We start from the raw sequence: 22,728 nt of genomic DNA, 5'->3' as shown, positions 1-22,728 counted from the left end.
GCCTCATGACACAAGGGCAGGCCCTGTCAGCCGCGCAGCTGTTGACTCCGGGGCAGCGGGTACGACACCTCGCCAACCTGGCCAACGGCACTACCCTGCTGGGCCTGGCCGTGGCCGCGGCTGCGGGAACCGCCATCAGCAAAGGCCCCCGCGGGCTGGTCATAGCGTCCGGCTACCGGTGGCGCGTTCCGTATGCGGGGGCCTTCACCCTCGGCAACGTGGTCATCTGCCGGATCCGGACCGAAGAACTGACGTCCAATCCGGCGCTCCTGGTGCATGAGGAAAAGCACTGCAGCCAGTACGCCTACTGCTTGGGGCTCCCCTTCCTTCCGCTGTATTTCCTGGCCGCCGGCTGGTCGCTGCTCCGGACGGGGAATCCGGCGTCGGCAAATTTCTTCGAGCGGCAGGCCGGCCTGGCAGCCGGCGGTTACGTTGACATCAGGACACCAAAGCCGGCGCCCCATGGGGCCGGCGGAATCGAGGTCTGACAATGACGGGCGAACCCAACACCACGACCAACAACAGGACCATCACCGTGACCGGAACGGGGACGGCGGAGGCGCCACCTGACTTACTGACGATTTCCGTGGGCGTCGAGTGCCGTCGGGACAGCGTGGGCGCCGCCTATGCGGATGCAGGAACAGCGTCCGCAGCCGTATCCGGTGCGCTCCGCCGGCACGGCCTGGCTGACACGGACATCCGGACCTCCGGACTGAACGTCCGGCCGGAGTTCGTCTGGCGCGACGGCGGGGGCCAGCAGGTGACGGGGTACGTGACCTCCAGCATGCTCACCGTGCGCCTGCGGCAGGTCAGCGCGGCATCCGCCGTTATTGCCGCCGCAGTAGACGCCGGCGGCGATGACGTGCGCCTGAACGGACTGGAACTTGGCTTCTCGGATGAGTCAGCCGTCGCCGCACTCGCCCGGGACGCTGCGTGGCAGGATGCCTCAGCCAAAGCCGAACAGTTTGCATCCCTGGCGTCCGCGCGGCTTGGCGCGGTGGTGTCCGTTGCCGAGCACCCGGATGCGCCCGGGCCCATCCCCGTGGCCCGGATCCAGCGCGCCGCCGCCAGCGAAGCCATCAGCGTGGAGGCGGGCCACGTGAGCATTAACGCCAGCGTCACCGTGGTGTGGGAACTGCTGGACTGACGGTTCCCACAGGGCGGCGCCGAACCCGCGGCGCGCGGACTTCCGCGGCGCCCGGTCCTTGACTTAAGTTCGAACATACATTCGAATGGAAGACATGAGATGGGATGCACAAGCGCTGATGCCCCGGCCCGCCGATGACCTCGGAAGTGGCCCATCACCCGCCCTGCTTCCCCTTGCCGGGTTGGTCCGTTCTGTGACCACCCCCGAATTCGCCGGCATCACCTTCCATGAGGTCACCGCCAAATCGGTGCTCAATAAGGTGGTGGCCGGGTCGCGGATGCCGTTTGAGTGGACCGTGAACCCATACCGCGGCTGCAGCCATGCCTGTGTTTACTGTTTTGCGCGCAAGAGCCACACGTATCTCGACTTTGACGCCGGACTGGATTTCGACAGCCAGGTGGTGGTCAAGGTCAATGCGGCCGAGGTCCTCCGGAAGGAGTTGGCCAAACCGTCCTGGGGCCGTCACCAGGTGGCGCTTGGCACCAACACGGACCCCTACCAGCGGGCCGAGGGCCGCTACCGGCTGATGCCGGGAATCATCACGGCGCTGGCTGACTCAGGTACGCCGTTGTCCATCCTCACCAAGGGGACGCTGCTCGCCCGGGACATCCCGCTCCTGAAGCGGGCTGCCGCCCAGGTGCCGGTAGGGGTGGGTATTTCACTGGCTATGACGGATGAGGCGCTCTCGGAAGCCGTGGAACCAGGCACGCCGGGGCCTCGGGCGCGGCTGAAGCTGGTCTCCCGCTTACGCGATGCCGGGCTCCCCTGCGGTGTTATGGCGATGCCTATCCTGCCGTGGCTGTCCGACAGTGACGAAGCCCTCGATTCCCTGTTCGCTTCGTTGGCCGCAGCCGGTGCCACGGGCGTCACCGCCGGCGCCCTCTACCTGAAGCCGGGAACACGCGAGTGGTTCATGCAGTGGATTGCCAAGGACCATCCGGAACTGGCTGGCCGCTACCGGCGCCTCTATGGCACAGGGTCCTACGCGTCCAAGGAATACCGCACCTGGCTCGCCGCAAAGGTGCGCTATTTCAAGCACCGGCACGGCTTCACCAGCGGCCACGGCTTCAGCCACCGTGACCTCGAAGACGATCCCCGTGGCGAGGAAGCCCAGTATCCGGCGGGGAGTATCCCGTCTACCGGCGTCGGCACACAGGAACGGCCGGCTGGGGAGTCCCAACCGGCCGCCGCCGGGCCGCGTCAGCAGCCCACCCTGTTCTAGGGACGGATTCCTAGCTGGCCGGAATGGCCAGGCCCTTGTACTTCTCCTGCAGGAAATCCTTCATGTCCTGCGAGGTCAGGATCTTGTAGAGCTTCTGGACCCGGGGATCGTCCTTCATCTCGGCTTTGACTGCCAGCACGTTGTAGTAGGCACTGTCCTTGCCTTCCACCAGCAGCTCCTAAAATTCAGCGAAGGGGGCTGATCCCACAGGCGTGCCCAGTGATTCAAGAAGTGCCCGGACAATCGGGAAGTCGGCAGGGATCCACGGAAGACTGAGAGCTACATCACGATTCGTGGTGCTCACCCATCTCAGCTGGTCATGGTCTTCGAGCGGCTGGGGATCGCCGTCGGAAATCTCCGCGAACCACACCCGCATGCTGGCCCGCTCGTTCAGCCGCCAGCCAGCTGCCGCCCCGGAGTGGAGTTCCGGCCCCAGACGGACCTCTACGCCCAGTTCTTCCCTGAGTTCCCGGTGCAACGCAGCCTCGCATTCCTCACCGGCGTCCACTTTCCCGCCGGGAAATTCCCAGAGCCCAGCGAACTGCTCGGGAGCAGTCCGCCTGGCCACCAGCATGCGGGCGGGGTTCGCCAACGAGTCCACTATTGCTCCGCCAACTACCTGTATCAGTCCACTCACCGCCCCAGTCTATGAGGGAGAATGGTTTACGGGCCTTCCCCCAACATCCCCTTTGAAAAGCAGGCACATGAGCAGCGTCGTCCAAACCTCCACCGCGTCCAAGGCGAAGACTCCGCATGTTGGCGCGGCGATCTTTGCGCTGGCAATGGGCGGCGTCGGAATCGGCGTCACGGAGTTCACCATGATGGGCCTGCTGAAAGAGGTGGAACAAGGACTCGGCATCAGCACCCCGGAGGCCGGACACCTCATTTCCGCCTACGCCCTCGGGGTTGTGGTGGGCGCGCCGCTGCTCGCCGCAGTCGGTGCCAAACTGCCACGCAAATACCTCGCACTGGGCCTCATGCTGTTCTTCACGCTGGCCAACCTGACGTCCTATGTTGCTCCCGATTACGGGAGCATGCTGGTTTCCCGGTTTGCGGCCGGACTGCCGCACGGTGCATTCTTCGGGGTCGCGGCTGTGATCGCCGCCTCCCTGGTTTCCCCCACGCGTCGGGGTTGGGCCATCTCCATGGTGATGGCGGGCCTCTCCGTTTCGAACGTCATCGGTGTGCCCGCGGCCACCTGGGTGGGCCAGACCTTCGGCTGGCGGCTGCTGTTCCTCCTCGTGGGAGGCATTGGCTTGCTGACACTGGTGCTGCTGTGGCGCTATGTCCCGTACCAGGCCCCCCATCCTGACGCGAGCATCCGCCGCGAACTCGGTGCGCTCAAACGGCTCCAGGTGTGGCTGGCCATCCTGATCGGCATCGTGGGTTTTGGTGGCTTCTTCGCGACCTACACCTACATTGCGCACACCATGACCCTGGTGGCCGGGATTCCGGGATCGCTGTTGCCCATTGTGGTGGCCCTCTACGGACTGGGCATGGTGGCCGGAACAGTCGTCGGCGGCAGGCTGGCCGACAAGTCAGTGATGGGGACGCTGTACTGGGTCCTGCCCGGGATCGCCGTCGCGCTGGTGGTCTACGCGGTGGCTGTGCACTGGCCCTGGTCGGCCCTGGTGATGGTCTTTGTGGTGGGAGCGTCCGGCTCCATGCTGATCCCGGCCCTGCAGACCCGTTTGTTGGATGCGTCGCCGGACGCCCCCTCCCTGGCTTCTTCGCTCAACCACGCCGCGCTTAACGTTGCCAATGCCCTGGGCGCCTTCCTGGGCGGCCTAGTGATCGCCTGGGGCTGGGGCTTCGTGGCACCCGCGCTCGTGGGCGCCGGGTTGGCAGTCCTGGGCTTTGGCATCGCGGTGACCAGCGGCGTCCTGGAACGCAAAAAGCCGCTGGCCGCCTGATCCTGGGAACGGGCGGGCAGCGGCTTCACCGAAGCATTCGGTGCGCTGAGGAAGGAACGTCAGGCCTGCGGGTCCTGAGCCCCGGCATCAGCGGCTGTCTGGCCGGCGCTGGGAACCCGACCGGCGCCTGAGACCTCGTCCGTGCGACTGTCCTCGCGGTGCAGATCCGGTTCGAGGTAGATCACCCGGGCCATCGGAACGGCCGTGCGGATTCGGGACTCGGCACCGTCAATCGCGGCGGCGATGTCCCGGCCGGTTTCTGCGGCACCCACGGAGATCTTGGCGGCCACCAGCAGCTCCTCCGGTCCGAGGTGAAGGGTCTTGAGGTGGATGATCCGGTTGTGTCCCCCGGCCTCGATGGCCTCACTGATGCGGGCCACGTCATCCCGGGTGGCGGACTCGCCCAGCAGCAGCGACTTGGTTTCGATAGCCAGCACCACAGCGATGGCCACGAGCAGCAGGCCGATCATGCCGGTACCCGCTGCGTCCCAGATCCCGTTGCCGGTGACGAGGGTCATGCTCACACCCACGAGCGCGAACACAAGGCCAAGAAGCGCCCCGAGGTCTTCCAGCAGGATGACCGGCAGTTCCGGCTGCTTGGCCGTGCGCACAAAGCTCACCCAGCCCTGCTTGCCGCGGATGTGGTTGGATTCGATGATGGCCGTCCGGAACGAGAAGGACTCAGCAACAATGGCGCCGATCAGTACCGCCAGTGGAACCCACCAGAAGTCCCCTTCGATGGCGTGCGGGTGCTGCAGCTTCTCCCACGCTTCGAACAGTGCAAAAAGCCCGCCCACGCTGAACAGCACGATCGAGACGATAAAGGCGTAAATGTAGCGTTCACGGCCATACCCGAACGGGTGCTCCGGGCTGGCTGCCTTCCGGGCGCGCTTGCCGCCGATCAGGAGCAGCAGTTGATTGCCGGAGTCGGCAATCGAGTGGATGGCTTCGGCCAGCATCGACGAGGAAGCCGTCAGAAAAAAGGCCACGAATTTCAGGACGGCGATGGTCAGGTTTGCGGCTAGGGCCGCGACGATCGCCTTGGTACCGCCATTTGCAGCCACGGAGGCTTCTCCTCTTCACAGGTTTCAAGAACAGCAGGGATATTCGCGGCGCCGCAGTGGGCTCCGCCCACGAATACCGTACCTTTTCGGGTGCAGAAGACGCACTTCTGACATGCACTAAGCCTGCTGACATCAGAGGGGCGGTGTGTTAGCTTGAACACTAATCGGGACGTTTAATCCCGACGAATATGAAGGAGGAGACATGGGTTTTCTTGCTTGGATTATTCTCGGCCTCATCGTAGGGGCCATCGTTAAAGCCGTTATGCCGGGCAAAGTCGGCGGCGGCTGGGTGACGAGTCTCGTGCTCGGCGTTGTCGGCGCAATTGTAGGCGGCTGGATTGGCAGCCTCCTGTTCGGCAAGGGTGACCTTGCCTTCTTTGATCTGGGTACCTGGATCCTGGCCATCGTAGGCGGCCTGGTAGTCGCCGGCGTCTATGGAGCCATCACAGGACGCAGCAAGAGCACACGGGCGCCCTGATACCCCTACCTCATCTGATTCATACAGCAAGGGCCCCGGAGAACTTCCGGGGCCCTGCCTTTTAAGTCACGTCTTCAGTCACGCTTTCTGGGACCTGGCACTCGCGTAAAGGCACACCGTTGCCGCCGTGCCGAGGTTCAAGCTTTCCGCGGCACCGTAAACCGGCACGGCCACCCGGTGATCTGCCAAGGCCAGTTCATCTTCGGCGAGCCCCTGCGCTTCGTTTCCGAACAGCCACGCTGTGGGACCCTCCAGGGCAAACAGCGATTCGACGCCGGGGCCTGCGATCCGGCGGGCGGCGTTTTCGTCCTGGAGCGTATCCAGGTTGACGTCACCGTCACCGTCGGCGGCCAGTATGCCAATCCCCCGCGAACGGCAGGCGGCTGCCACTTCCGCGATATCGGCACCCAGGACCACGGGCAGATGGAACAGGGAACCGGCGGTGGAACGGACGGCCTTGGGGTTATAGATGTCAACGCTGGACGAGGTCAGGATGACGGCGTCCGCCCCCGCCGCGTCAGCAGCCCGGAGTACAGTGCCGGCGTTGCCGGGGTCCCGGACCTGACACAGCACTGCAAGCAGCCGAGGGCCGGCGTCGAGGACCTGCTCAAGGCTCACGTCCAGGAAACCGCAGACCGCGAGAATGCCCTGCGGGGTAACCGTGTCCGCCATCGCGGCCAGCACTTCATCGGTAGTGAGGTAAGCGTCAATACCCTCCGCGAGAGCCTCCAGGTCCGGGTGCCGGTCGAGGCAGGCCTCGCTCGCGTACACCTCATAGACGACGCCGGGCTCGCCCGCTGCAATCCTTTTCTGGTGCAGGGTGAGGGCCTCACGGACAGCTTGGGGACCCTCCGCCAGAAACTCGCTGCGCTTTAAACGGGCCGGGCGCCCGGCAAGCTGTGCCACCTTCCTCACCCGATCAGCTCGGGGGTTGGAGAGTGGAAAGTCTTGCGGGCGCCCGGTTTCGTTCATATAAGAACCTTAGTGGCTTCAGCCACCAGTCCCCGAACTGGCGTGGGTGCTACTTGGCAGCCACGTCAGCGGCAGGCTTTGCAGCCTTGGCCTTGGGTGCCTTGGCAGCCTTGGGGGCTGCGGCTTCGACGGCCGGAGCGGACGTGTCGGCAGGCAGGGAATCCTTGGCGATCTTCACCAGCGCGGCGAATGCGTTCGCATCCGAAACGGCCAGCTCAGCAAGCATACGGCGGTCAACCTCAACCTCAGCGGCCTTCAGGCCCTGGATCAGACGGTTGTAAGTCAGGCCGTTGGCGCGGGATGCAGCATTGATGCGCTGGATCCACAGGCGGCGGAAGTCGCCCTTCTTCTTCTTGCGGTCGCCGTAGCTGTACACAAACGAGTGCAGCAGCTGCTCTTTAGCCTTGCGGTACAGGCGTGAACGCTGTCCACGGTAGCCCTTTGCGCGTTCAAGGATAACCCGGCGCTTCTTGTGGGCGTTGACCGCCCTCTTCACACGTGCCACGTGCGTACTCCTTCGAAAATTCTGATCCCAAGCATCTACTGCCGGAACAACCGGCTGGCCTGAGAAGCCTTTTTGGTAGTTGACTGCTGCCAGGTGGCATCAGTCAGAGAACTTGGAACTTAGATGCCGAGCATCTTCCGGATGACCTTAGCGTCACCCTTGAAGACAATCTTGTCGCCGGCGAGGCGACGAGTCAGCCTGGAGGACTTGTGCTCAAGGTAGTGGCGGCGGTTGGCCTGCTGGCGGCGCAGCTTGCCGCTGCCGGTCAGCTTGAAGCGCTTCTTAGCACCACTGTGGGTCTTCATCTTCGGCATGGGAACCGATCTCCTTACGTGTCCACAGACATTGTCTGCAGTTCTTTCGAGCAGCCGCCCCTGCAGGCGGCATGCTGGTTGCGTACTGCAGGAGGATAACCTCCCGCAGCTTTGAACTAGGTAGTCTTCTTGCCAGCCGGCTTCGGAGCTGCCTTGGGGGCAGGCCTTGCAGCAGGCTTCGGCGCTGCCGGCCGGGCGATCGGCTTAGGCATCGGCACCGGCGGCCTCGGAGCTGCCGGAGCCGCAACTTCGGCGGGCTTGGCAGCGACAGGAGCCTTGACGGGTGCCGGGGCTGCCTTGGGAGCCTCACGCTTGGGAGCAGCGGCCCTCGGGGCAGCCTGCTTGGGCGCCTCCTGGACGGCGGCTTCCTTCACGGGTGCTGCCTTGGCGGCGGTTTCCTGTGCAGGAGCTTCCTTCGCGGCGGCTTCCTTGACGGGAGCTTCCTTCGCCGGCGCTTCCTTGACAGGGGCTTCGGCTTCCGGAGCGGCTTCAGCAGGCGCCTCAGGTGCTTCAGACTGTGCCGGAGCTTCGGTTTCCGGCACCGTGGTGATGGCGAAACCTTCCGGAAGAAGGTCAGCCAGCGACTGCGTGAGCGGTGCCTGGTCGTCGCCGGAGACGTCGATGCGGCCGCCACCCGTAGCTTTCGCTTCGTTCTGCGCCTTGGCCTCTGCACGCTGTGATGCGCGGCGTGCCTCAGCCTTGGCTTCGGCCTTGTTCTTCAGCGGGCCCACAACCATGACCATGTTGCGGCCATCGATACGGGGGCTGGACTCGACAACGCCCACTTCGGCGACATCGTCAGCGAAGCGCTGGAGCAGGCGGATGCCCATTTCCGGACGCTGCTGCTCACGGCCGCGGAACTGGATCATGGCCTTGACCTTGTCACCGGCACCGAGGAAGCGCAGTGCATGGCCGCGCTTGGTCTCGTAGTCGTGGGTGTCAATCTTGAGGCGGAAGCGGATTTCCTTCAGAACAGTGTTGGTCTGGTTCTTCCGTGCTTCACGTGCCTTGACGGCGGCCTCGTACTTGTACTTGCCGAAGTCCATCAGCTTGCACACCGGAGGCTTGGCCTGCGGTGCAACTTCAACGAGATCAAGATCGGACTCGGCAGCCAAACGCAGGGCATCGTCAATACGGACAATTCCTACTTGTTCACCTGCAGGACCGACCAGCCGCACCTCGGGGACGCGGATACGCTCATTGATTCTTGGCTCGCTAATGTTAAAGCTCCTGTGATTGATGTGGCATTCCACCGGCAAATAGAGAAGGCCCCCAATTGCCGGAGCAATCGAAGGCCTCGAAGGTCGGATGCACGATCCTTCGTAAAGGCTGTGCGCACTTCCCCAGGCTCAACGCCTGATGGAACTGTCCGACCGGTACCCGGCAACCTTGGTTCCTGGCGGAATTGCTTCCGGTGGGAAAACGGCTGACGCGGGTGGGAGAGTACTCCGCTTGCAAACTGCATGCCATTCTACAGAACAAATCCCGCCTAACGCAGCTAAGCGTTGGTGGGACCTTCCACAGCAAAATAACGACATCCAGTCGGTCTGTGACAAGCTTACCAGTATGAGCACCCCAGACAGTAATTCACACGTTTTCGAGGCCTCGGACGCCAAGGCTGACGTGACCCAGCAAATCCGCGATATCTCGGAGGTGCCGGCCATCGAGGTCATCACCACCGCCGCCGTGCACCTGATGAGTGCGGCAGCGGTCAAGCTGGGCCTCGCCGCCGAGGACAATGCAGAGGAACTCAAGGATCTGGACGAGGCCCGCAAGCTCATCACCGCCCTTGCCGGACTCGTGACTTCAGCGGCCCCCGAAATCGGATCGCAGCACGCCGGCCCGTTGCGCGATGGCCTGCGTTCCCTGCAGCTCGCGTTCCGCGAGGAGTCCATCATTCCGGACGCCCCGGGCAAGGGCCCGGGCGAAAAGTACACGGGCGCCGTCAACTAGAACCAACCAGCAAGAACTTCACAAAGTACGACGACGGCGGCGGACGGTCCACACGGACCCTCCGCCGCCGTCGTGTTTCACTTTGTTCTTGTCCGGATAACGGGACTTCCGCACCTGGAAAGGCGGAATATCTGGATAAGAACTCCGGAGGCCGGCGTCAGACGGCAGCGCGGCGGCGTCGGTGGGCCTGGAGCAGTAGTCCCACCAGGCAGAGCAGAACTCCGGCCACGCCCACGGAGACAAATCCGCCGGATGGTCCCATCCCATCGATGAAAATCCCGGCAAGGGGCGCCCCGAGCGCCACCCCGGCAGTCAGCGCAGAGCCGTACCAGCCCATCGCCTCGCCGCGGCGGTCCTCCGCCACCAGGTCTGCCACATGTTCGGAGGCGGCCGACAGGACAGGGGCGCACAACAGGCCCGGAAGGATCGAGACGAGGGCCAGCGTCCAGGTGTCCTGGGCGAAGCCCATCGGGATAGTCAGGGCCGCCATCCCCAGCAGCAGCAGGATCGGCGAAACTGGACGGTGCATGGCCCCGTACACCAGTCCGCCCACCACCGATGCGGCGCACCAAAAGAGGAACACAATGCCGATTTCGCCCTGGTGCCCGCCTGTTTCCAGGGCAGCAACAATGCCAACGTCCGTGCCGCTGAGCACCATGCCGGTTCCAGCCGCCACGGCGAATACGGCCGCTACGGTGGCCGTGAGCCAGACGAAGTTGTGGGCCACCTTGCCGCGCAGCCCCGCCGGCCCGCTGCGGGCGCGTTCTGCCCCTGCCGGGACGAGGTCTGCCGCCGCTTCCTGGAGGTGTGCCGGTGCGGCGGAAAGCACAGCCACTGCCGCGGCGTGGCGCTGGTCTGCCTGGCACTCCTCAGTCTGCGTGGCACTTCGAGTAGGCGGGTTGAACCACATGAGGAACAATCCGGCCAGTGACGTGGAAACGCCCACCACGGTGAGTCCCAGAACAGTGAAGCCGCTGGTGGCCACAACGGCTCCGGCGGCAGGCCCGATCATAAACACCATCTCCGTGGCGATCGAGTCCAGCGCAAAAGCGGTCCGCCGCTGGTCGCCGTCCGCGAGGACGCCCAGGGACTGGCGGATCACACTGAAGATCGGCAACGTCAGCAGGCCGCCGACGAACACCAGCGGAAGCAGCCACTGGTAGGACACGTGCGGCACCATGGACCAGATGAGGGCCTCTGACACCACTGACGGAATCAGCGCCCGGCGCAGGCCAACAGTGTCCACGCGCCTGCCGCGCCATGGTGCGCCGACGGCAATGCCGATGGTCATAACAGCCGCTGCGGCGCCTGCTGCGGCGTACCCCTGGTCCAGGGTCAGGACGATATGCAGGGTCAGCAGCAGGCCTGCGGCCGAGTGGGGGATGCGGGCGATCATGCCGACCAGCAGCAGCCGCCGGATGGGCCGGTGGGCCAGCAGCTCCCGGTAAAGAGCGAAGTTCACGGAAAATCCTTTGGGTCTGCCCGCGGCAGCCCGGGATCTCCGCGCCAACCGTCAGCTATTGTGCTGCGCGCCGCAACTTGATTTCGATCGAGTCAACACGCTCTCCAAACAATACATTCCGGGACCATGCCTGTTGGAGGCCGGACACCAGCTCCTGGACTGCCGGAGCGTCCAACCCATCCTCAAGGTGGAGCAGCACCTGAAGTTCCGGCCCGGCACCGCCCCCGGAGAGCCGGGCACCCCTACCGGTGAGGACGGCGACGCCGGAACCCGGGAGGAGGGCAAGCTTGCGCACCACAGGGAAGGCGGCCGTTGCCTCCGCCATCTCGGCTGCCAACGCCGCATCTGTGTAGGAAGGGATCCACACCCGTTGCTGGGCCAGCGCCCAGACGGCGGGCCGCCGGACCACGAACGTGAGCTCCGAGCCTGGATCGAGCACCAGTAACTCGGCCCCCTCGGCCACGGCCGAGAGGGCAGCCCGGGCGGCGTATACCGCCACCGGCCGGGCTTCTGGATGCCAGGCAGCCAAGGCCTCGGCCGAGGTAAAGGCCGGCATGGCCGTCCGGCCGTCGGCGGCCTTCAGGGTGACCAGCGCCATGTCCGCCTGCTTGTCCGACGTCAGGCCGTCGACGCCGGCCGCTTCCTCGCCGAGCTGGGCGATGATCGGGATGAAGACGCGGGCGGTGGCCAGCGAGGCCACCACAGCCGCTTCGTCGCCGTTGCCGTCAAGCAGGGCCGCGACGGCGGCGAGGTAGCCGGTGTCGGCCGTTCCGTCGTCGTCCTCGAAGTTATGGATCCTGCCGTCGTCCCCGGCGAGGCTCCGGCCTTCCCACGGCCGGCCGGCCGAGTCAGTACGGCCGCCCGCGCCCGCCAAAGCCGCCGCAATGTGTCCGGGCAGATGGCGCGGCGGAGGCGATTCCGCTGCCGGATCGGCATTGTGTGTGCTGTCCACGGAAACTGCCTAGCGGCGGCCGGCGACGTCGAGGGCTTCGGGGAGCGTGAAGGCACCGGCGTACAGCGCCTTGCCAACAATCGCGCCTTCCACGCCCAGCGGCACCAGGGAGCGCAGCACTTTCAAGTCGTCCAGGCTGGAGATGCCGCCGGACGCGACCACCGGCTTGCCGGTCTTCTCCACCATCTTGCGCAGGAGTTCAACGTTGGGGCCCTGCAATGTGCCGTCTTTCGTAACGTCAGTGACAACGTACCGGGAGCACCCGGCTTCTTCGAGCCGGCCCAGGACCTCCCAGAGGTCCCCGCCTTCTTTGGTCCAGCCGCGGCCTGCCAGCGTGGTTCCGCGGACGTCGAGGCCGACGGCGATCCTGTCGCCAAAGCGGTCGATGGCACTGCGGGTCCACTCGGGGTTCTCCAGCGCCGCCGTGCCGAGGTTAACGCGGGCCACGCCAAGGGCCAGCGCCGCCTCGAGGGATTCGTCGTCCCGGAGTCCGCCGGAGAGCTCCACCTTGATGTCGAGCCGGCCCACCACTTCACGGAGCAGCTCGGCGTTCGACCCCCGGCCGAACGCGGCGTCAAGGTCCACCAGGTGCACCCATTCGGCGCCCTGCTCCTGCCAGTTGAGGGCTGCCTCCAGCGGTGTGCCGTAGCTCGTCTCGCTACCAGCCTCCCCCTGGACCAGCCGCACGGCCTGTCCGTTTACGACGTCGACGGCGGGCAGCAGTTCAAGAACCGGCAGATCGGTTGCGGTGGTCATCTCAAATCCTCTTGGGTGTTGGGTTGCTCGTGGAAGCGGAACTGTTGAATGTGTGGGCTAGGTTCCAGGAAGCGTCAGGAGGTAGGCGGCCAGCAGCGCCATCCCGGCCAGGACGTAGAAGCCCACCTGGGTCCAGAGCGGTTTGTGCTGCTGCCTGAAGGACAGTGCGCCGCCCACCAACAGGCCAGCCAGGCCCATCAGGACAATCGACCACATCTAGGCGGCGTCCGTGGCAGCTGGCTTGCGAAGGCCGTCCACCCAGTTGCGCAGCAGCCGTGCGCCGGCGTCGCCGGATTTTTCCGGGTGGAACTGGGTAGCGCAGAGCGGTCCGTTCTCCACTGCGGCAATAAAGCGCGCGCCATGCTCTGACCAGGTCACCAGGGGCGCAGTCATCCGCGGCTGGATCACGTCGAAGTTCCAGTCCTGGACCCCATAGGAGTGAACGAAGTAGAAGCGCTGGTCCGCGACGCCGGCGAAGAGTTTGGATCCTTCCGGGACGTCAACAGTGTTCCAGCCCATGTGTGGCACCACTTCGGCGGGAAGGAGTTCCACCTTGCCCGGCCACTCCCCCATGCCTTCAGCTTCTGTCCCGTGCTCCACCCCGGCCTCGAACAGGACCTGCAGGCCCACGCAGATTGCCAGGACCGGCCTGCCCCCGGCCACGCGCCGGCCGATCAGCCGGATGCCGTCCACGGCCTTGAGCTCGCGCATCACAGTCTCGAACGCGCCGACCCCGGGTACTACCAAGCCGTCGGCATTAAGCACGTCCTCCGGCTTGGAGCTGAGGATGACCTCGGCTCCTGCCCGCTCCAGGGCGCGCACGGCGGACCGGACGTTTCCCGAACCGTAATCCAGGACAGTGACCGTGGGCTTGCCTTCGGGCGACACAGGCTTCTTGCCGGTGGCCGGATCAATGACGGCGCCGTCCCGGAGAATTTGGCCGCTCACAGGGCACCCTTGGTGGAGGGGATTCCCTCCACGCGGGGATCGGGCTCGACCGCAGCACGCAGGGCGCGGGCGAAGGCCTTGAACTGCGCTTCCACAATGTGGTGCGGGTCGCGGCCCGCGATGACGTTCATGTGGAGGCAGATGCCGGCATGAAGCGTGATGGCCTCAAACACGTGGCGGGTCAATGACCCCGTGAAGTGGCCGCCGATCAAGTGGTACTCCTGCCCGGCAGGTTCTCCGCCGTGCACCAGGTAGGGGCGGCCGGAGACGTCGACGACGGCGTGCGCCAGGGCTTCGTCGAGGGGCACGGTGGCCTCGCCGAACCTGCGGATCCCGGCCTTGTTTCCCAAGGCAGTGCGCAGGACTTCACCGAACGTGATGGCGACGTCCTCCACCGTGTGGTGGACGTCAATGTGGATGTCACCGGTGGCTTTGACCGTCATGTCAATGAGCGAGTGCTTGCAGAGCGCCGTCAGCATGTGGTCGTAGAACGGGACAGACGTGTCGATGTCCGAAACGCCCGTGCCGTCGAGGTTAATCTCCACGAGCACTGACGATTCACTGGTGGCACGCTCCATGCGTGCGGTCCGGGGCGCGGCAGCGTTCGATCCGGTGAAGCTCATGGTCATATGTCCTTTAGGCGAAGTCAGTGGTGCGAAAGCGAAGGAGATGTGCCGGCGCGCGGCGGCGCCGATACTTCAAGTTTAGGCGGGCAGCCTGGCCTGGCTGGCCAGGATGCGTTCCAGCGACGTCAGGAAGGCTGTGGTCTCCGTCTCAGTTCCCGCCGTGACACGCAGGTGGCCGGGGATGCCGACGTCGCGGATCAGCACGCCGTCGTCCAGCAGCCGCTGCCAGACGTCATGCGGGCTGTCGAGGCCGCCGAAGAAGACATAGTTCGAATCGGAGGCGGCAGGTTTGAGTCCCATTCGCGTAAGTTCCGAGACGATGCGGTCGCGCTGTTCCTTGATGTCCTCGACGTCGGCCATCAGCGCAGTGCGGTGCTGCAGGGCGGCGAGGGCTGTTGCCTGGGTGATGGCCGAAAGGTGGTACGGCAGCCGGACCAGGCGCAGCGCGTCCGTGACTTCAGGAGCGGCAGCCATGTAGCCCAGGCGGGCGCCCGCGAGGGCGAACGCCTTGCTCATGGTGCGGGACACAATGAGGCGCTCCCGGCCGGGCAGCAACGTAAGGGCGCTCGGCGTTCCGTCGTGGGCGAACTCGTGGTAGGCCTCGTCAACGATGACGATCGTCTGGCTGGCCTCGCCGGCCTCGTACACGGCCTCCACAACGTCCAGGCCCAGCCCCGTGCCGGTGGGATTGTTCGGCGAGCAGAGGAAAACGATGTTGGGCTGAAGCTCTTTGACCTGCAACGCGGCCGACTCGGCACTGAGCCCGTAATCGTCGGCCCGCTGCCCGACGATGTACCCGGTGTCCGTGCCGCTGGCCAGGAGCGGATACATCGAGTACGTGGGCGGGAAACCCAGGGCCGTCCGCCCGGGTCCGCCGAAAGCCTGGAGAATCTGCTGGAGGACCTCGTTGGACCCGTTGGCCGCCCAGATGTTGGTGGCATCAAGACCGTGGCCGAGATACTCGGCCAGCGCTTCCCGGAGTTCGGTGAACTCACGGTCCGGGTAGCGGTTGAGGCCCGCCGCGGCTTCCGTCACGGCCACGCTGATCGCGGCCCGGACGTCCGCCGGGACGCCATGGGTGTTTTCGTTGACGTTCAGCAGGATAGGTACATCCAGCTGCGGGGCACCGTACGGGGTCAGCCCGCGGAGGTTGGTCCGGAGGGGAAGTCTGTTCAGACGCTCTAGCTGGTCATTCACCTGAACAGTTTAGGTCCGAAGCAGACGGCCGGAAAATGTGACGGCCTGCGGCGGCACACGCCCGAGCCCGCAGGCTCTTTACCTGGTGGGGACGAAGAGCTGCTGTCCGGGGACAACGCCGCCGGCGGAAAGGTTGTTCAACTGGGCAATATCCGCGATGACATCACGGGGATCACGCTCGGGCGCAACGGTACTGGCGATGGCCCAGAGTGACTGGCCGGCCTGCACCGTGACCGAGACTGTTGGCGTTAGCGACAGGTCGGCGGCAGAATCGGCGGCTTTTGCCGGGGCGTTGAGGAAACCTGCCAGGGAAAGCAGGATTGCGGCAAGAATCACGAGCGGGATGCCGATGAGCACAATCCGGCCCCTGCGCGTCAGGCGCAGCGGCGGCAACGGTTCCATGCGCTGCCTTGGCGCCGCTCCCGACGTCGGAACGGGTGCGGACCACTGCCGCGAGGTGAGGTCCTGCACGGAAATGAACTGCGGACGCGAGTCCTGCGAAGCAGATATAGCTGACATGAAATGAGCCCTCCTGGACCATACTGTGCTGCCCGGCGCGCCCTCCGCGTCCACTTGCCGGTGCCGGCCTGGGCCGTCCATAAATTCGAATATTCGAATCCGCAAGCAACGAGTAGAACACATGTTCGAACTTTGCTTCTTCATTTTTAGCACTTATCAACGAATATTGTCGAGACTCGCTAGAACAAATGTTTGAAAAAGCCCTGTGGCTGGCCTACGTTTGGATCAAAGAACAACCACCTCTGTAGTTGATCAGCAGGGTCTGACAATCAACTCCGACACCAGCCCCGGGGCGTTCCAGGCACCAGCGGCCGGAGCGGAGCCGGGCAACCGAAAGGCATTGGCGAACATGGCAGCACCAGCCGCCGAGGGCAAGGCGACACCGCAGCGCCGCCAGCCCCCACGAACCCCCAAGGGGCTCACCGCCCGCCAAAAGAAGATCCTTGAAACCATCCAGCGCTCGGTGAATGACAATGGCTATCCGCCGTCGATGCGTGAAATCGGTGACACCGTGGGCCTGGCGAGTTTGTCGAGCGTGACCCACCAGCTCTCACAGCTGGAGAAGCTGGGATACTTGCGCCGGGACCCCAAGCGTCCGCGCGCCATGGAAGTCCTGATGCCGTTGACGCTTGACGGCGGGTCCACTAAGTCGAACGGGACAACCAAGCCCTCACTCCTGCACGGCATCGGCGGGACGGTCACCGAACTTCCCTCTGCCATGGACACCGCGATGGTGCCGTTGGTGGGCCGGATCGCGGCCGGCGGGCCCATCCTTGCTGACCAGGTGGTGGAAGATGTGATGCCCCTGCCCCGGCAGCTCGTGGGCCAGGGCGAGCTCTTTATGCTGCGTGTGGCCGGCGACTCCATGGTGGATGCTGCCATCTGCGACGGCGACTGGGTAGTGGTCCGACGGCAGGCAGACGCCTCCAACGGCGATATTGTGGCGGCCCTGCTGGACGACGAAGCCACCGTCAAGACCTTCCGCCAGCGCGACGGCCACACGTGGCTGTTGCCGCAAAACACCCAGTACGAGCCCATCCTGGGCGATCACGCCACCATCATGGGCAAGGTCGTCTCGGTCCTCCGGTCGCTCTAGGACTGCGCGCAGTCAGGCGCCCTTCCCGGCCAGCCTTTCCAGGGCGGCGAACGCTGTTTTGCGGTCCGTGGTGGGCCAGAATGGCGGCAGAGCGGCGCGCAGGAATCCGGCGTAGCGTTCTGTAGCAAGCCGGGAATCAAGCACGGCCACCACGCCTTTGTCTCCGGTGGAACGGATCAGCCTGCCCGCGCCCTGGGCCAGGCGGATGGCCGCGTGGGTCGCCGATACCGCCATAAAGCCGTTTCCGCCGGCCTGCGCAACGGCGCGGGATCGTGCGGTCATCAGCGGGTCATCCGGCCGTGGGAACGGAATGCGGTCGATCACCACCAGCCGGCATGATCCACCGGGAACATCAACACCCTGCCACAGTGACATGGTGCCGAACAGGCAGGTATCGGGCTCGTCCGCGAACTGCTTCACGAGGGCCGTCATGGTGGAGTCGCCCTGGCAGAGAATGCTGAGGCCAAGCCGGGGACGCATCGCTTCAGCGGCCTCCTCGGCGGCTCGGCGGGACGAAAACAGACACAGGGCGCCGCCGCCGGACGCGCGGATCAGCGCCTCAAGTTCATCGAGGGCCTCCGGCGACGCCCCGCGGCCTGGCTTGGGGAGGTGCCCTGCGACATAGAGGATCCCCTGTTTGGGATAGTCAAAGGGCGATCCGACATCGATCCCGCTCCAGCTGGGCGCGCCCTCCCCCACCAGTCCCAAGCCGCCGGCGGTCGGTTCAAAGGCTGAGCCGATGGCCAGGGTTGCCGACGTCAGGACAACCGTGTGGCCGGCGAACAGCCCTTCGCGGAGCTTGCCGGCAACGCTAAGCGGCGCGATGTTGACCAGGACCGGCGCAGACTCGTCGGGCTGCGCATAGCCCTGTTGCGGATCGAAGGAACTTGCGCGGGAAAACCACACCACTTCGCGGTTTTCACGGGCCACGATCAGCCGCTCGCACAGTTCGAGGATCAGCATCAGGCGTGAGCGCGCGAGCTGCCGCCCGCCGTCGGCCGTTTGGCTGCCGTCCCCCTTGGAATCGGACAGTGCAGCACGGCAGGCCTCACGCAACTGGTCCACACAATCCAGCTGTTCGTCGTTGAGGCCATTCGGGAGCAGCCCGTTGGGCACGCCGTCCAGGGCGAGTTCCAGGTTGGCGGCAGCTGCGTTGAGGGCATCCACGGTGATGGCCGTGTGTTTCCGTGCGCCCGACGCCGCAGCGTGGATCATTGCCACGGAGAGTTGCCCCGACACCGCACCGGTGACCCGGTCCTGCAGTTCGTGGGCCTCGTCCACCACCACAACGTCGTACTCGGGAAGAACTGCCAGGCCTTCAAAGGCGCTGACGGCGAGCATGGCATGGTTGGTGACCACAACGTCGGCCTCGGCGGCGGCGTGGCGCGCCAGTTCGCTGAAGCATTCGGCTGCCATGGGGCATTTCTGGGCCCCAAGGCATTCCATGGACGTCACTGAAACCTGTCGCCAGGCCCGGTCTGTTACTCCGGGAAGCAGTTCATCACGGTCGCCCGTGGTGGTCTTCTCCGCCCACTCGCGCAGTCGCACCACTTCCTTGCCGAGTTGGGACGACGGCCCGCCCAAGGCAGCGGCGAAATGCGGGACGCTGGTGTCTTCGCCGAGGGAGAACAGCTGGCCCTCGGCGGGTTCCTCGGAGGGGAACCCGCCTTCGAGCTTGTGCTGGCACACATAGTTGGAGCGGCCCTTGACCAGGGCCACCTTGACCGGGCGGTCCAGGGCAGGGGTGATGGTCTTCAGCAGCCGGGGAAGGTCGCGGCCCACAATCTGGGTCTGCAGCGCAAGCGTGGCCGTTGACACCAGGGTGGGTTTGTTGCTCACGAGCGAGTGCGCAATGAGCGGAATCAGGTAGGCCAGGGACTTCCCGGTCCCCGTTCCGGCCTGAACCAGGAGGTGGTCGCCGGTTTCGATGGCCTTGGCCACCTGCCTGGCCATTTCGTGCTGCCCGCTGCGGCTTTGACCGCCCATGCCGGCCACGGCGCGGTCGAGCAGTTCGATCACGAATTCCTCGCCAGCCGTACCTTTGACTCCCCCCGCCGCAACCTCAGTCATGGTTGATGAAGGATTCCAGTTCAGCCGCAAGGCCCTCGCGCACCATCACCAAGGCGCGGGTACCGTGCTCGCCGTGATCCAGGCTCAGGATCTCGGCATCGGTCTCGTGCAGTTTGCTGATCAGGTCACCGCGGTCGTAGGGAATCAGGAGCTCCAGCTTCACGCCGGGCCGCGGAATCCCGTCACTGATGGCCCGCAGCAGTTCGGCGATCCCCTGCCCGGTGCGGGCCGAGACCACCACGTGGCGCGGCTCGCGCTGCTTGAGGCGCTCCACCACAAACGGATCAGCGGCATCGGCCTTGTTCAGGACAATGATCTCTGGCACCTTGCGGGCATCCACTTCGCTGAAGACCTTGCGGACTGCAGCAATCTGGCCCTCCGGGTCCGGGTGGGACACGTCCACCACGTGCAGGATCAGATCCGCGTCAGCCACTTCCTCCAACGTGGAGCGGAAGGCTTCCACCAACTGCGTGGGCAACGACCGGACAAACCCCACGGTGTCCGCGAGGGTGTAGCCGAGGCCATCGGAGGTTTCGGCCTTTCGCACTGTGGGATCCAGGGTGGCGAAGAGCGCGTTCTCCACCAGCACGCCGGCGTCGGTCAGCCTGTTCAGCAGCGATGACTTCCCGGCGTTGGTGTACCCGGCAATCGCAACGGAAGGCACTGAATTACGACGGCGGTTGGCCCGCTTGGTCTCCCGTGCCGGCTTCATTGCCGCGATCTCGCGCCGCAGCTTGGCCATGCGGGTCCGGATCCGGCGGCGGTCCAGTTCGATTTTTGTTTCACCCGGTCCGCGCGAACCCATGCCGGCGCCCGCGCCGCCCACCTGGCCACCAGCCTGGCGGGACATCGATTCACCCCAGCCACGCAGGCGCGGCAGGAGGTATTCGAGCTGCGCCAGTTCCACCTGGGCTTTGCCTTCACGGCTCTTGGCGTGCTGGGCAAAGATGTCCAGGATCAGGGCCGTGCGGTCAATGACCTTGACCTTGACGATGTCCTCGAGGCTACGCCTCTGTGACGGTGCCAGTTCGGCATCCACCACAACGGTGTCAGCCCCGGTGGCCATCACGATTTCCTTGAGCTCGAGGGCCTTTCCGGAACCCAGGAACGTGCCCGGGTCCGGTTTGGCACGGCGCTGCACCATCCCGTCCAGGACTTCCGAGCCTGCTGTTTCGGCGAGGGCGGCGAGCTCACGCAGGGAATTCTCCGCGTCCGCCAAAGTGCCTTCGGACCATAGCCCGGCAAGGACCACTCGTTCGAGCCGCAGTTGCCGGTATTCGACCTCGGTGACGTCTTCGAGTTCGGTGGACAGCCCGGCCACGCGCTTCAGTGCCCGGCGTTCCTCCCGGTCCTGCTGGTCGCCGTCGTAGCTGGTGTGTTCGTCGTCCAAGCGGGAGATCGCCTGGGCCCTGCCGAACACGCCCTTGTCACCGTCTGTGGCGGTGACGTTCCTGGCCGGTACGTCCTTGGCGAGAATCCGGTCGATGACAGCTTGGATCTCCTCGGGACTCATGTCCTGGGCTGCTGGATCTGAACCGGTGTTGGGCTGGCTGGTCATGGTCTCCTTTGAAGTTTCGGCATTTTCAGAATAGTGCCGATCGTTGTTCAGTGGTGAAGTATTCGCGCTGGGCTGACTTGCAGTCATCCGGGCCTCCTGGTCTGCTGCGCGCCGGCCGGGACCGGGCAGCGCAGGGAGTCTTCGCATCCGGGGATACGTGGAGTGGTGGAAGCGCGGGCAAACAGCAAGGACCGGCGGCGGCAGATCGCTCGAGTATTGCCCGGCGGCATACCAGACACGGAAGACCTGGCATGTGGCGCACTTGCGGAAGGTTAATACCTGCATCGCTGCGGGGCACGGCTTCGGAACAGGCGGCGTCCGGGAGGGACACCGGCCGTGCCGGCTACTCGAAGATCAGGAACATGGGTCCAAGATTAGCAGAAGCGGTGCCCGCGGTTTCGCATTGTCCACCCCGGCCAACTAATCTGGCCAGTTATGGAGTCCGCACACTATTTCAGCGCATCGCCCGCCGGGCCGTTCACCCGCAAGCCGCTCACCGTGGAACTGGCCGGCGAGACGCGCACGCTGCAGACGTCCGGCGGCATCTTCAGCCCCGACGGCATCGACAAGGGGACGGCGGTGCTCCTGGCCGAGGTCCCGGCCCCGGACCCCACAGGCAACCTCCTTGACATCGGCTGCGGCTGGGGGCCCATTGCCCTGACCCTCGCATTGCGGGCGCCACACGCCAAGGTCTACGCCGTGGACGTCAATGAACGCTGCATCACGCTGACCAAGGAGAATGCGGCCCTGCTGGGCCTGGGCAACGTGCTGGCCAGCACGCCGGACGCGGTGGACCCGGACCTGCGCTTTGACACGATCTGGTCCAATCCGCCCATCCGGATCGGCAAGGATGAACTCCACAGCCTCCTGAAGCTGTGGCTGCCCCGGCTCGCGCCGGGCGGCTCCGCGTGGCTGGTGGTCCAAAAGAACCTGGGCTCGGATTCGCTTCAGCGCTGGCTCGCGACGGAACTGGATGCATCCTTCGCCGTGAGCCGGGAGTCCACGTCCAAGTCCTTCCGGATCATTCGGGTCAGGAAAGCGTCCCAGTAGCCACAATTACGGCAGGCCCGCTGAGCTCGACGTGCTCGTGCCCGCCGGCCCCGGAGAAGAACTTAACGCCGACGACGCCACCCGGCACGTTGACCTGCCAGGAGTCCGGCGCTTCCGCCCCGGCCCAGTGCCGGATGGCCACTGCGGCGGCGCACGCGCCCGTTCCGCACGACTGGGTCTCGCCCACACCCCGCTCATGGACGCGCATGGTGATGGTGCCGATCCCGTTGTGGACCAGCGGTTCGGCAGGCACGACAAATTCAACGTTGGTTCCATTGGCCGGCACCGGATCGACCTTCGGGGCAGTGTAGAGCCTGGTGGCTTCCAATTCGGACAGTTCAGCCAGTGCCACCACGGTGTGCGGGTTGCCCATGCTCACTGACAGGGCCGGGCGGGGCACTTCCAGCCCGTCTGCGGTTACCAGCGAGTCCATGGCTTTCGCGGTCGCGTCGCCGGGGAAAATGAATTCCCACGCCCCCATGTCCACCGCATAGCTGTCCCCTGTCCGGACCACGGTCTTGACGCCGCCGCGCGTCCCGATGGTAAGCGCGCCGCCGTCGGGCAGGTCAACCAAGCCCTCGGCACGCAGGAAGTGCACAAATACGCGGACCCCGTTGCCGCACATTTCCGAGAGCGACCCGTCGCCGTTGCGGTAGTCCATGAACCATTCGGCCTCGGGGCTGCTCAGCAGCAGCTCGCGGCCTTCGGAGAGGTACCGGGACGGGACGGCCCGGATCAGTCCGTCGCCGCCGATCCCGCGGTGACGGTCGCAGAGCGCGGCTACCTGGCCGGCGTCGATGGTGTGGACGCCGTCGGGGTCGGCGACCAGCACAAAGTCGTTGCCGGTGCCGTGTCCCTTGGAGAAGCGGAGTCCGCCCAAGGTGTGGAAGACGGGCTCTGTGGTCTCTGCGGGAGTTGCGTCCATG

General features: G+C 65.3%; 25 protein-coding genes and 2 pseudogenes. 9 read left to right on the top strand and 18 right to left on the bottom strand.

Features of this window, described 5'->3' with window-relative positions:
* Nucleotides 1-5 precede the first annotated feature (5 nt).
* The 3 genes from V6M49_RS14425 to V6M49_RS14415 all read left to right on the top strand — a co-directional run bounded on the left by V6M49_RS14425 (nt 6) and on the right by V6M49_RS14415 (nt 2,369).
* Nucleotides 6-488 (top strand): hypothetical protein, encoded by a 483-nt coding sequence (locus V6M49_RS14425; protein ID WP_332761598.1) that lies wholly within the window; start codon nt 6-8, stop codon nt 486-488.
* Nucleotides 489-490: 2 nt separating this feature from the next.
* Complete coding sequence (locus V6M49_RS14420) at nt 491-1,147, top strand: SIMPL domain-containing protein (RefSeq protein WP_332761596.1); 657 nt, start codon at nt 491-493, stop codon at nt 1,145-1,147.
* Nucleotides 1,148-1,241: 94 nt separating this feature from the next.
* Nucleotides 1,242-2,369, top strand: coding sequence for an Rv2578c family radical SAM protein (locus V6M49_RS14415; RefSeq protein ID WP_332761594.1), 1,128 nt, complete (start codon nt 1,242-1,244; stop codon nt 2,367-2,369).
* Nucleotides 2,370-2,379: 10 nt separating this feature from the next.
* On the opposite strand, the gene V6M49_RS14410 is transcribed toward V6M49_RS14415, so the two are convergent.
* Together V6M49_RS14410 and V6M49_RS14405 are read right to left on the bottom strand one after the other, a co-directional pair.
* Nucleotides 2,380-2,538 (bottom strand): MetQ/NlpA family ABC transporter substrate-binding protein, encoded by a 159-nt coding sequence (locus tag V6M49_RS14410; RefSeq protein ID WP_332761592.1) that lies wholly within the window; start codon nt 2,536-2,538, stop codon nt 2,380-2,382.
* Nucleotides 2,539-2,547: 9 nt separating this feature from the next.
* On the bottom strand, nt 2,548-3,006 hold the full coding sequence (locus tag V6M49_RS14405) for a (deoxy)nucleoside triphosphate pyrophosphohydrolase (RefSeq protein ID WP_332761590.1): 459 nt from the start codon (nt 3,004-3,006) through the stop codon (nt 2,548-2,550).
* 67 nt (nt 3,007-3,073) lie between these two features.
* Between V6M49_RS14405 and V6M49_RS14400 the strand changes: the two genes are divergently transcribed.
* Nucleotides 3,074-4,282 carry an MFS transporter gene (locus V6M49_RS14400; RefSeq protein ID WP_104063381.1) on the top strand — a complete coding sequence of 403 codons (1,209 nt, stop codon included), beginning with the start codon at nt 3,074-3,076 and terminating at the stop codon, nt 4,280-4,282.
* A gap of 59 nt (nt 4,283-4,341) precedes the next feature.
* Here the strand turns inward: V6M49_RS14400 and V6M49_RS14395 are convergent, their stop codons facing one another.
* Complete coding sequence (locus tag V6M49_RS14395) at nt 4,342-5,346, bottom strand: cation diffusion facilitator family transporter (protein WP_332761587.1); 1,005 nt, start codon at nt 5,344-5,346, stop codon at nt 4,342-4,344.
* Nucleotides 5,347-5,548: 202 nt separating this feature from the next.
* Here V6M49_RS14395 and V6M49_RS14390 point away from each other — a divergent pair, with 202 nt between their 5' ends.
* Nucleotides 5,549-5,824, top strand: coding sequence for a GlsB/YeaQ/YmgE family stress response membrane protein (locus V6M49_RS14390; RefSeq protein WP_056342958.1), 276 nt, complete (start codon nt 5,549-5,551; stop codon nt 5,822-5,824).
* 78 nt (nt 5,825-5,902) lie between these two features.
* On the opposite strand, the gene V6M49_RS14385 is transcribed toward V6M49_RS14390, so the two are convergent.
* The 3 genes from V6M49_RS14385 to rpmI all read right to left on the bottom strand — a co-directional run bounded on the left by V6M49_RS14385 (nt 5,903) and on the right by rpmI (nt 7,615).
* Nucleotides 5,903-6,796 carry a TrmH family RNA methyltransferase gene (locus tag V6M49_RS14385; protein WP_141140040.1) on the bottom strand — a complete coding sequence of 298 codons (894 nt, stop codon included), beginning with the start codon at nt 6,794-6,796 and terminating at the stop codon, nt 5,903-5,905.
* 49 nt (nt 6,797-6,845) lie between these two features.
* Nucleotides 6,846-7,301 (bottom strand): 50S ribosomal protein L20, encoded by a 456-nt coding sequence (gene rplT / locus V6M49_RS14380; protein WP_056342954.1) that lies wholly within the window; start codon nt 7,299-7,301, stop codon nt 6,846-6,848.
* Between the two features lie 119 nt (nt 7,302-7,420).
* Complete coding sequence (gene rpmI / locus V6M49_RS14375) at nt 7,421-7,615, bottom strand: 50S ribosomal protein L35 (RefSeq protein ID WP_009358635.1); 195 nt, start codon at nt 7,613-7,615, stop codon at nt 7,421-7,423.
* A 129-nt stretch (nt 7,616-7,744) separates the two neighbouring features.
* Here rpmI and V6M49_RS19940 point away from each other — a divergent pair.
* A pseudogene (locus tag V6M49_RS19940) lies at nt 7,745-8,062 on the top strand (hypothetical protein); the annotation flags it as partial.
* Nucleotides 8,063-8,391: 329 nt separating this feature from the next.
* On the opposite strand, the pseudogene infC reads toward V6M49_RS19940, so the two are convergent.
* Nucleotides 8,392-8,793, bottom strand: a pseudogene (gene infC / locus V6M49_RS19935) (translation initiation factor IF-3); the annotation flags it as partial.
* Nucleotides 8,794-9,181: 388 nt separating this feature from the next.
* Here infC and V6M49_RS14365 point away from each other — a divergent pair.
* A complete protein-coding gene (locus V6M49_RS14365) occupies nt 9,182-9,568 on the top strand; it encodes a DUF1844 domain-containing protein (RefSeq protein WP_141140039.1) in 387 nt (128 codons plus the stop codon).
* Nucleotides 9,569-9,725: 157 nt separating this feature from the next.
* Here the strand turns inward: V6M49_RS14365 and V6M49_RS14360 are convergent, their stop codons facing one another.
* The 8 genes from V6M49_RS14360 to V6M49_RS14325 all read right to left on the bottom strand — a co-directional run bounded on the left by V6M49_RS14360 (nt 9,726) and on the right by V6M49_RS14325 (nt 15,911).
* Nucleotides 9,726-11,030, bottom strand: coding sequence for an MFS transporter (locus V6M49_RS14360; protein ID WP_332761580.1), 1,305 nt, complete (start codon nt 11,028-11,030; stop codon nt 9,726-9,728).
* A gap of 55 nt (nt 11,031-11,085) precedes the next feature.
* Complete coding sequence (locus tag V6M49_RS14355; RefSeq protein ID WP_332761578.1) at nt 11,086-11,982, bottom strand: SseB family protein; 897 nt, start codon at nt 11,980-11,982, stop codon at nt 11,086-11,088.
* Between the two features lie 9 nt (nt 11,983-11,991).
* Entirely contained in the window at nt 11,992-12,738 is a 747-nt protein-coding gene (gene priA / locus V6M49_RS14350) for a bifunctional 1-(5-phosphoribosyl)-5-((5-phosphoribosylamino)methylideneamino)imidazole-4-carboxamide isomerase/phosphoribosylanthranilate isomerase PriA (RefSeq protein ID WP_332761576.1), read from the bottom strand.
* A 57-nt stretch (nt 12,739-12,795) separates the two neighbouring features.
* Nucleotides 12,796-12,954 (bottom strand): hypothetical protein, encoded by a 159-nt coding sequence (locus V6M49_RS14345; protein ID WP_167349814.1) that lies wholly within the window; start codon nt 12,952-12,954, stop codon nt 12,796-12,798.
* Nucleotides 12,955-13,686: an imidazole glycerol phosphate synthase subunit HisH gene (gene hisH / locus V6M49_RS14340; RefSeq protein WP_141140036.1), complete on the bottom strand. Its 732-nt coding sequence runs from the start codon at nt 13,684-13,686 to the stop codon at nt 12,955-12,957.
* Nucleotides 13,683-14,309, bottom strand: a complete 627-nt coding sequence (gene hisB, locus V6M49_RS14335; protein WP_104063411.1) for an imidazoleglycerol-phosphate dehydratase HisB — start codon at nt 14,307-14,309, stop codon at nt 13,683-13,685. Before hisB ends, hisH begins: the two co-directional genes overlap by 4 nt.
* Before the next feature lie 81 nt (nt 14,310-14,390).
* Nucleotides 14,391-15,509: a histidinol-phosphate transaminase gene (locus tag V6M49_RS14330; RefSeq protein ID WP_332761572.1), complete on the bottom strand. Its 1,119-nt coding sequence runs from the start codon at nt 15,507-15,509 to the stop codon at nt 14,391-14,393.
* Nucleotides 15,510-15,587: 78 nt separating this feature from the next.
* On the bottom strand, nt 15,588-15,911 hold the full coding sequence (locus tag V6M49_RS14325; RefSeq protein WP_246848791.1) for a LysM peptidoglycan-binding domain-containing protein: 324 nt from the start codon (nt 15,909-15,911) through the stop codon (nt 15,588-15,590).
* 466 nt (nt 15,912-16,377) lie between these two features.
* On the opposite strand from V6M49_RS14325, the gene lexA reads away from it, so the two are divergent.
* Nucleotides 16,378-17,124 carry a transcriptional repressor LexA gene (gene lexA, locus V6M49_RS14320; protein ID WP_104063372.1) on the top strand — a complete coding sequence of 249 codons (747 nt, stop codon included), beginning with the start codon at nt 16,378-16,380 and terminating at the stop codon, nt 17,122-17,124.
* 12 nt (nt 17,125-17,136) lie between these two features.
* Here lexA and V6M49_RS14315 read toward each other — a convergent pair whose 3' ends face one another.
* Nucleotides 17,137-19,194 (bottom strand): ATP-dependent DNA helicase, encoded by a 2,058-nt coding sequence (locus V6M49_RS14315; protein ID WP_332761569.1) that lies wholly within the window; start codon nt 19,192-19,194, stop codon nt 17,137-17,139.
* Nucleotides 19,187-20,752, bottom strand: coding sequence for a GTPase HflX (gene hflX / locus V6M49_RS14310; protein ID WP_332761567.1), 1,566 nt, complete (start codon nt 20,750-20,752; stop codon nt 19,187-19,189). Before hflX ends, V6M49_RS14315 begins: the two co-directional genes overlap by 8 nt.
* A gap of 435 nt (nt 20,753-21,187) precedes the next feature.
* Here hflX and V6M49_RS14305 point away from each other — a divergent pair, with 435 nt between their 5' ends.
* The gene (locus tag V6M49_RS14305) at nt 21,188-21,802 is read left to right on the top strand and encodes a class I SAM-dependent methyltransferase (protein WP_332761565.1); all 615 of its coding nucleotides are present in this window, start codon (nt 21,188-21,190) and stop codon (nt 21,800-21,802) included.
* Here the strand turns inward: V6M49_RS14305 and dapF are convergent.
* The gene (gene dapF, locus V6M49_RS14300; RefSeq protein ID WP_332761563.1) at nt 21,783-22,727 is read right to left on the bottom strand and encodes a diaminopimelate epimerase; all 945 of its coding nucleotides are present in this window, start codon (nt 22,725-22,727) and stop codon (nt 21,783-21,785) included. The genes V6M49_RS14305 and dapF overlap by 20 nt on opposite strands.
* Nucleotide 22,728: the final 1 nt, after the last annotated feature.

The sequence above is a fragment of the Pseudarthrobacter sp. genome (assembly GCF_036675385.1).
Classification (GTDB): domain Bacteria; phylum Actinomycetota; class Actinomycetes; order Actinomycetales; family Micrococcaceae; genus Arthrobacter.
The sequence above is the reverse complement of the archived record's forward strand: the minus strand, read 5'-3'. Positions and strand labels throughout refer to the sequence as shown.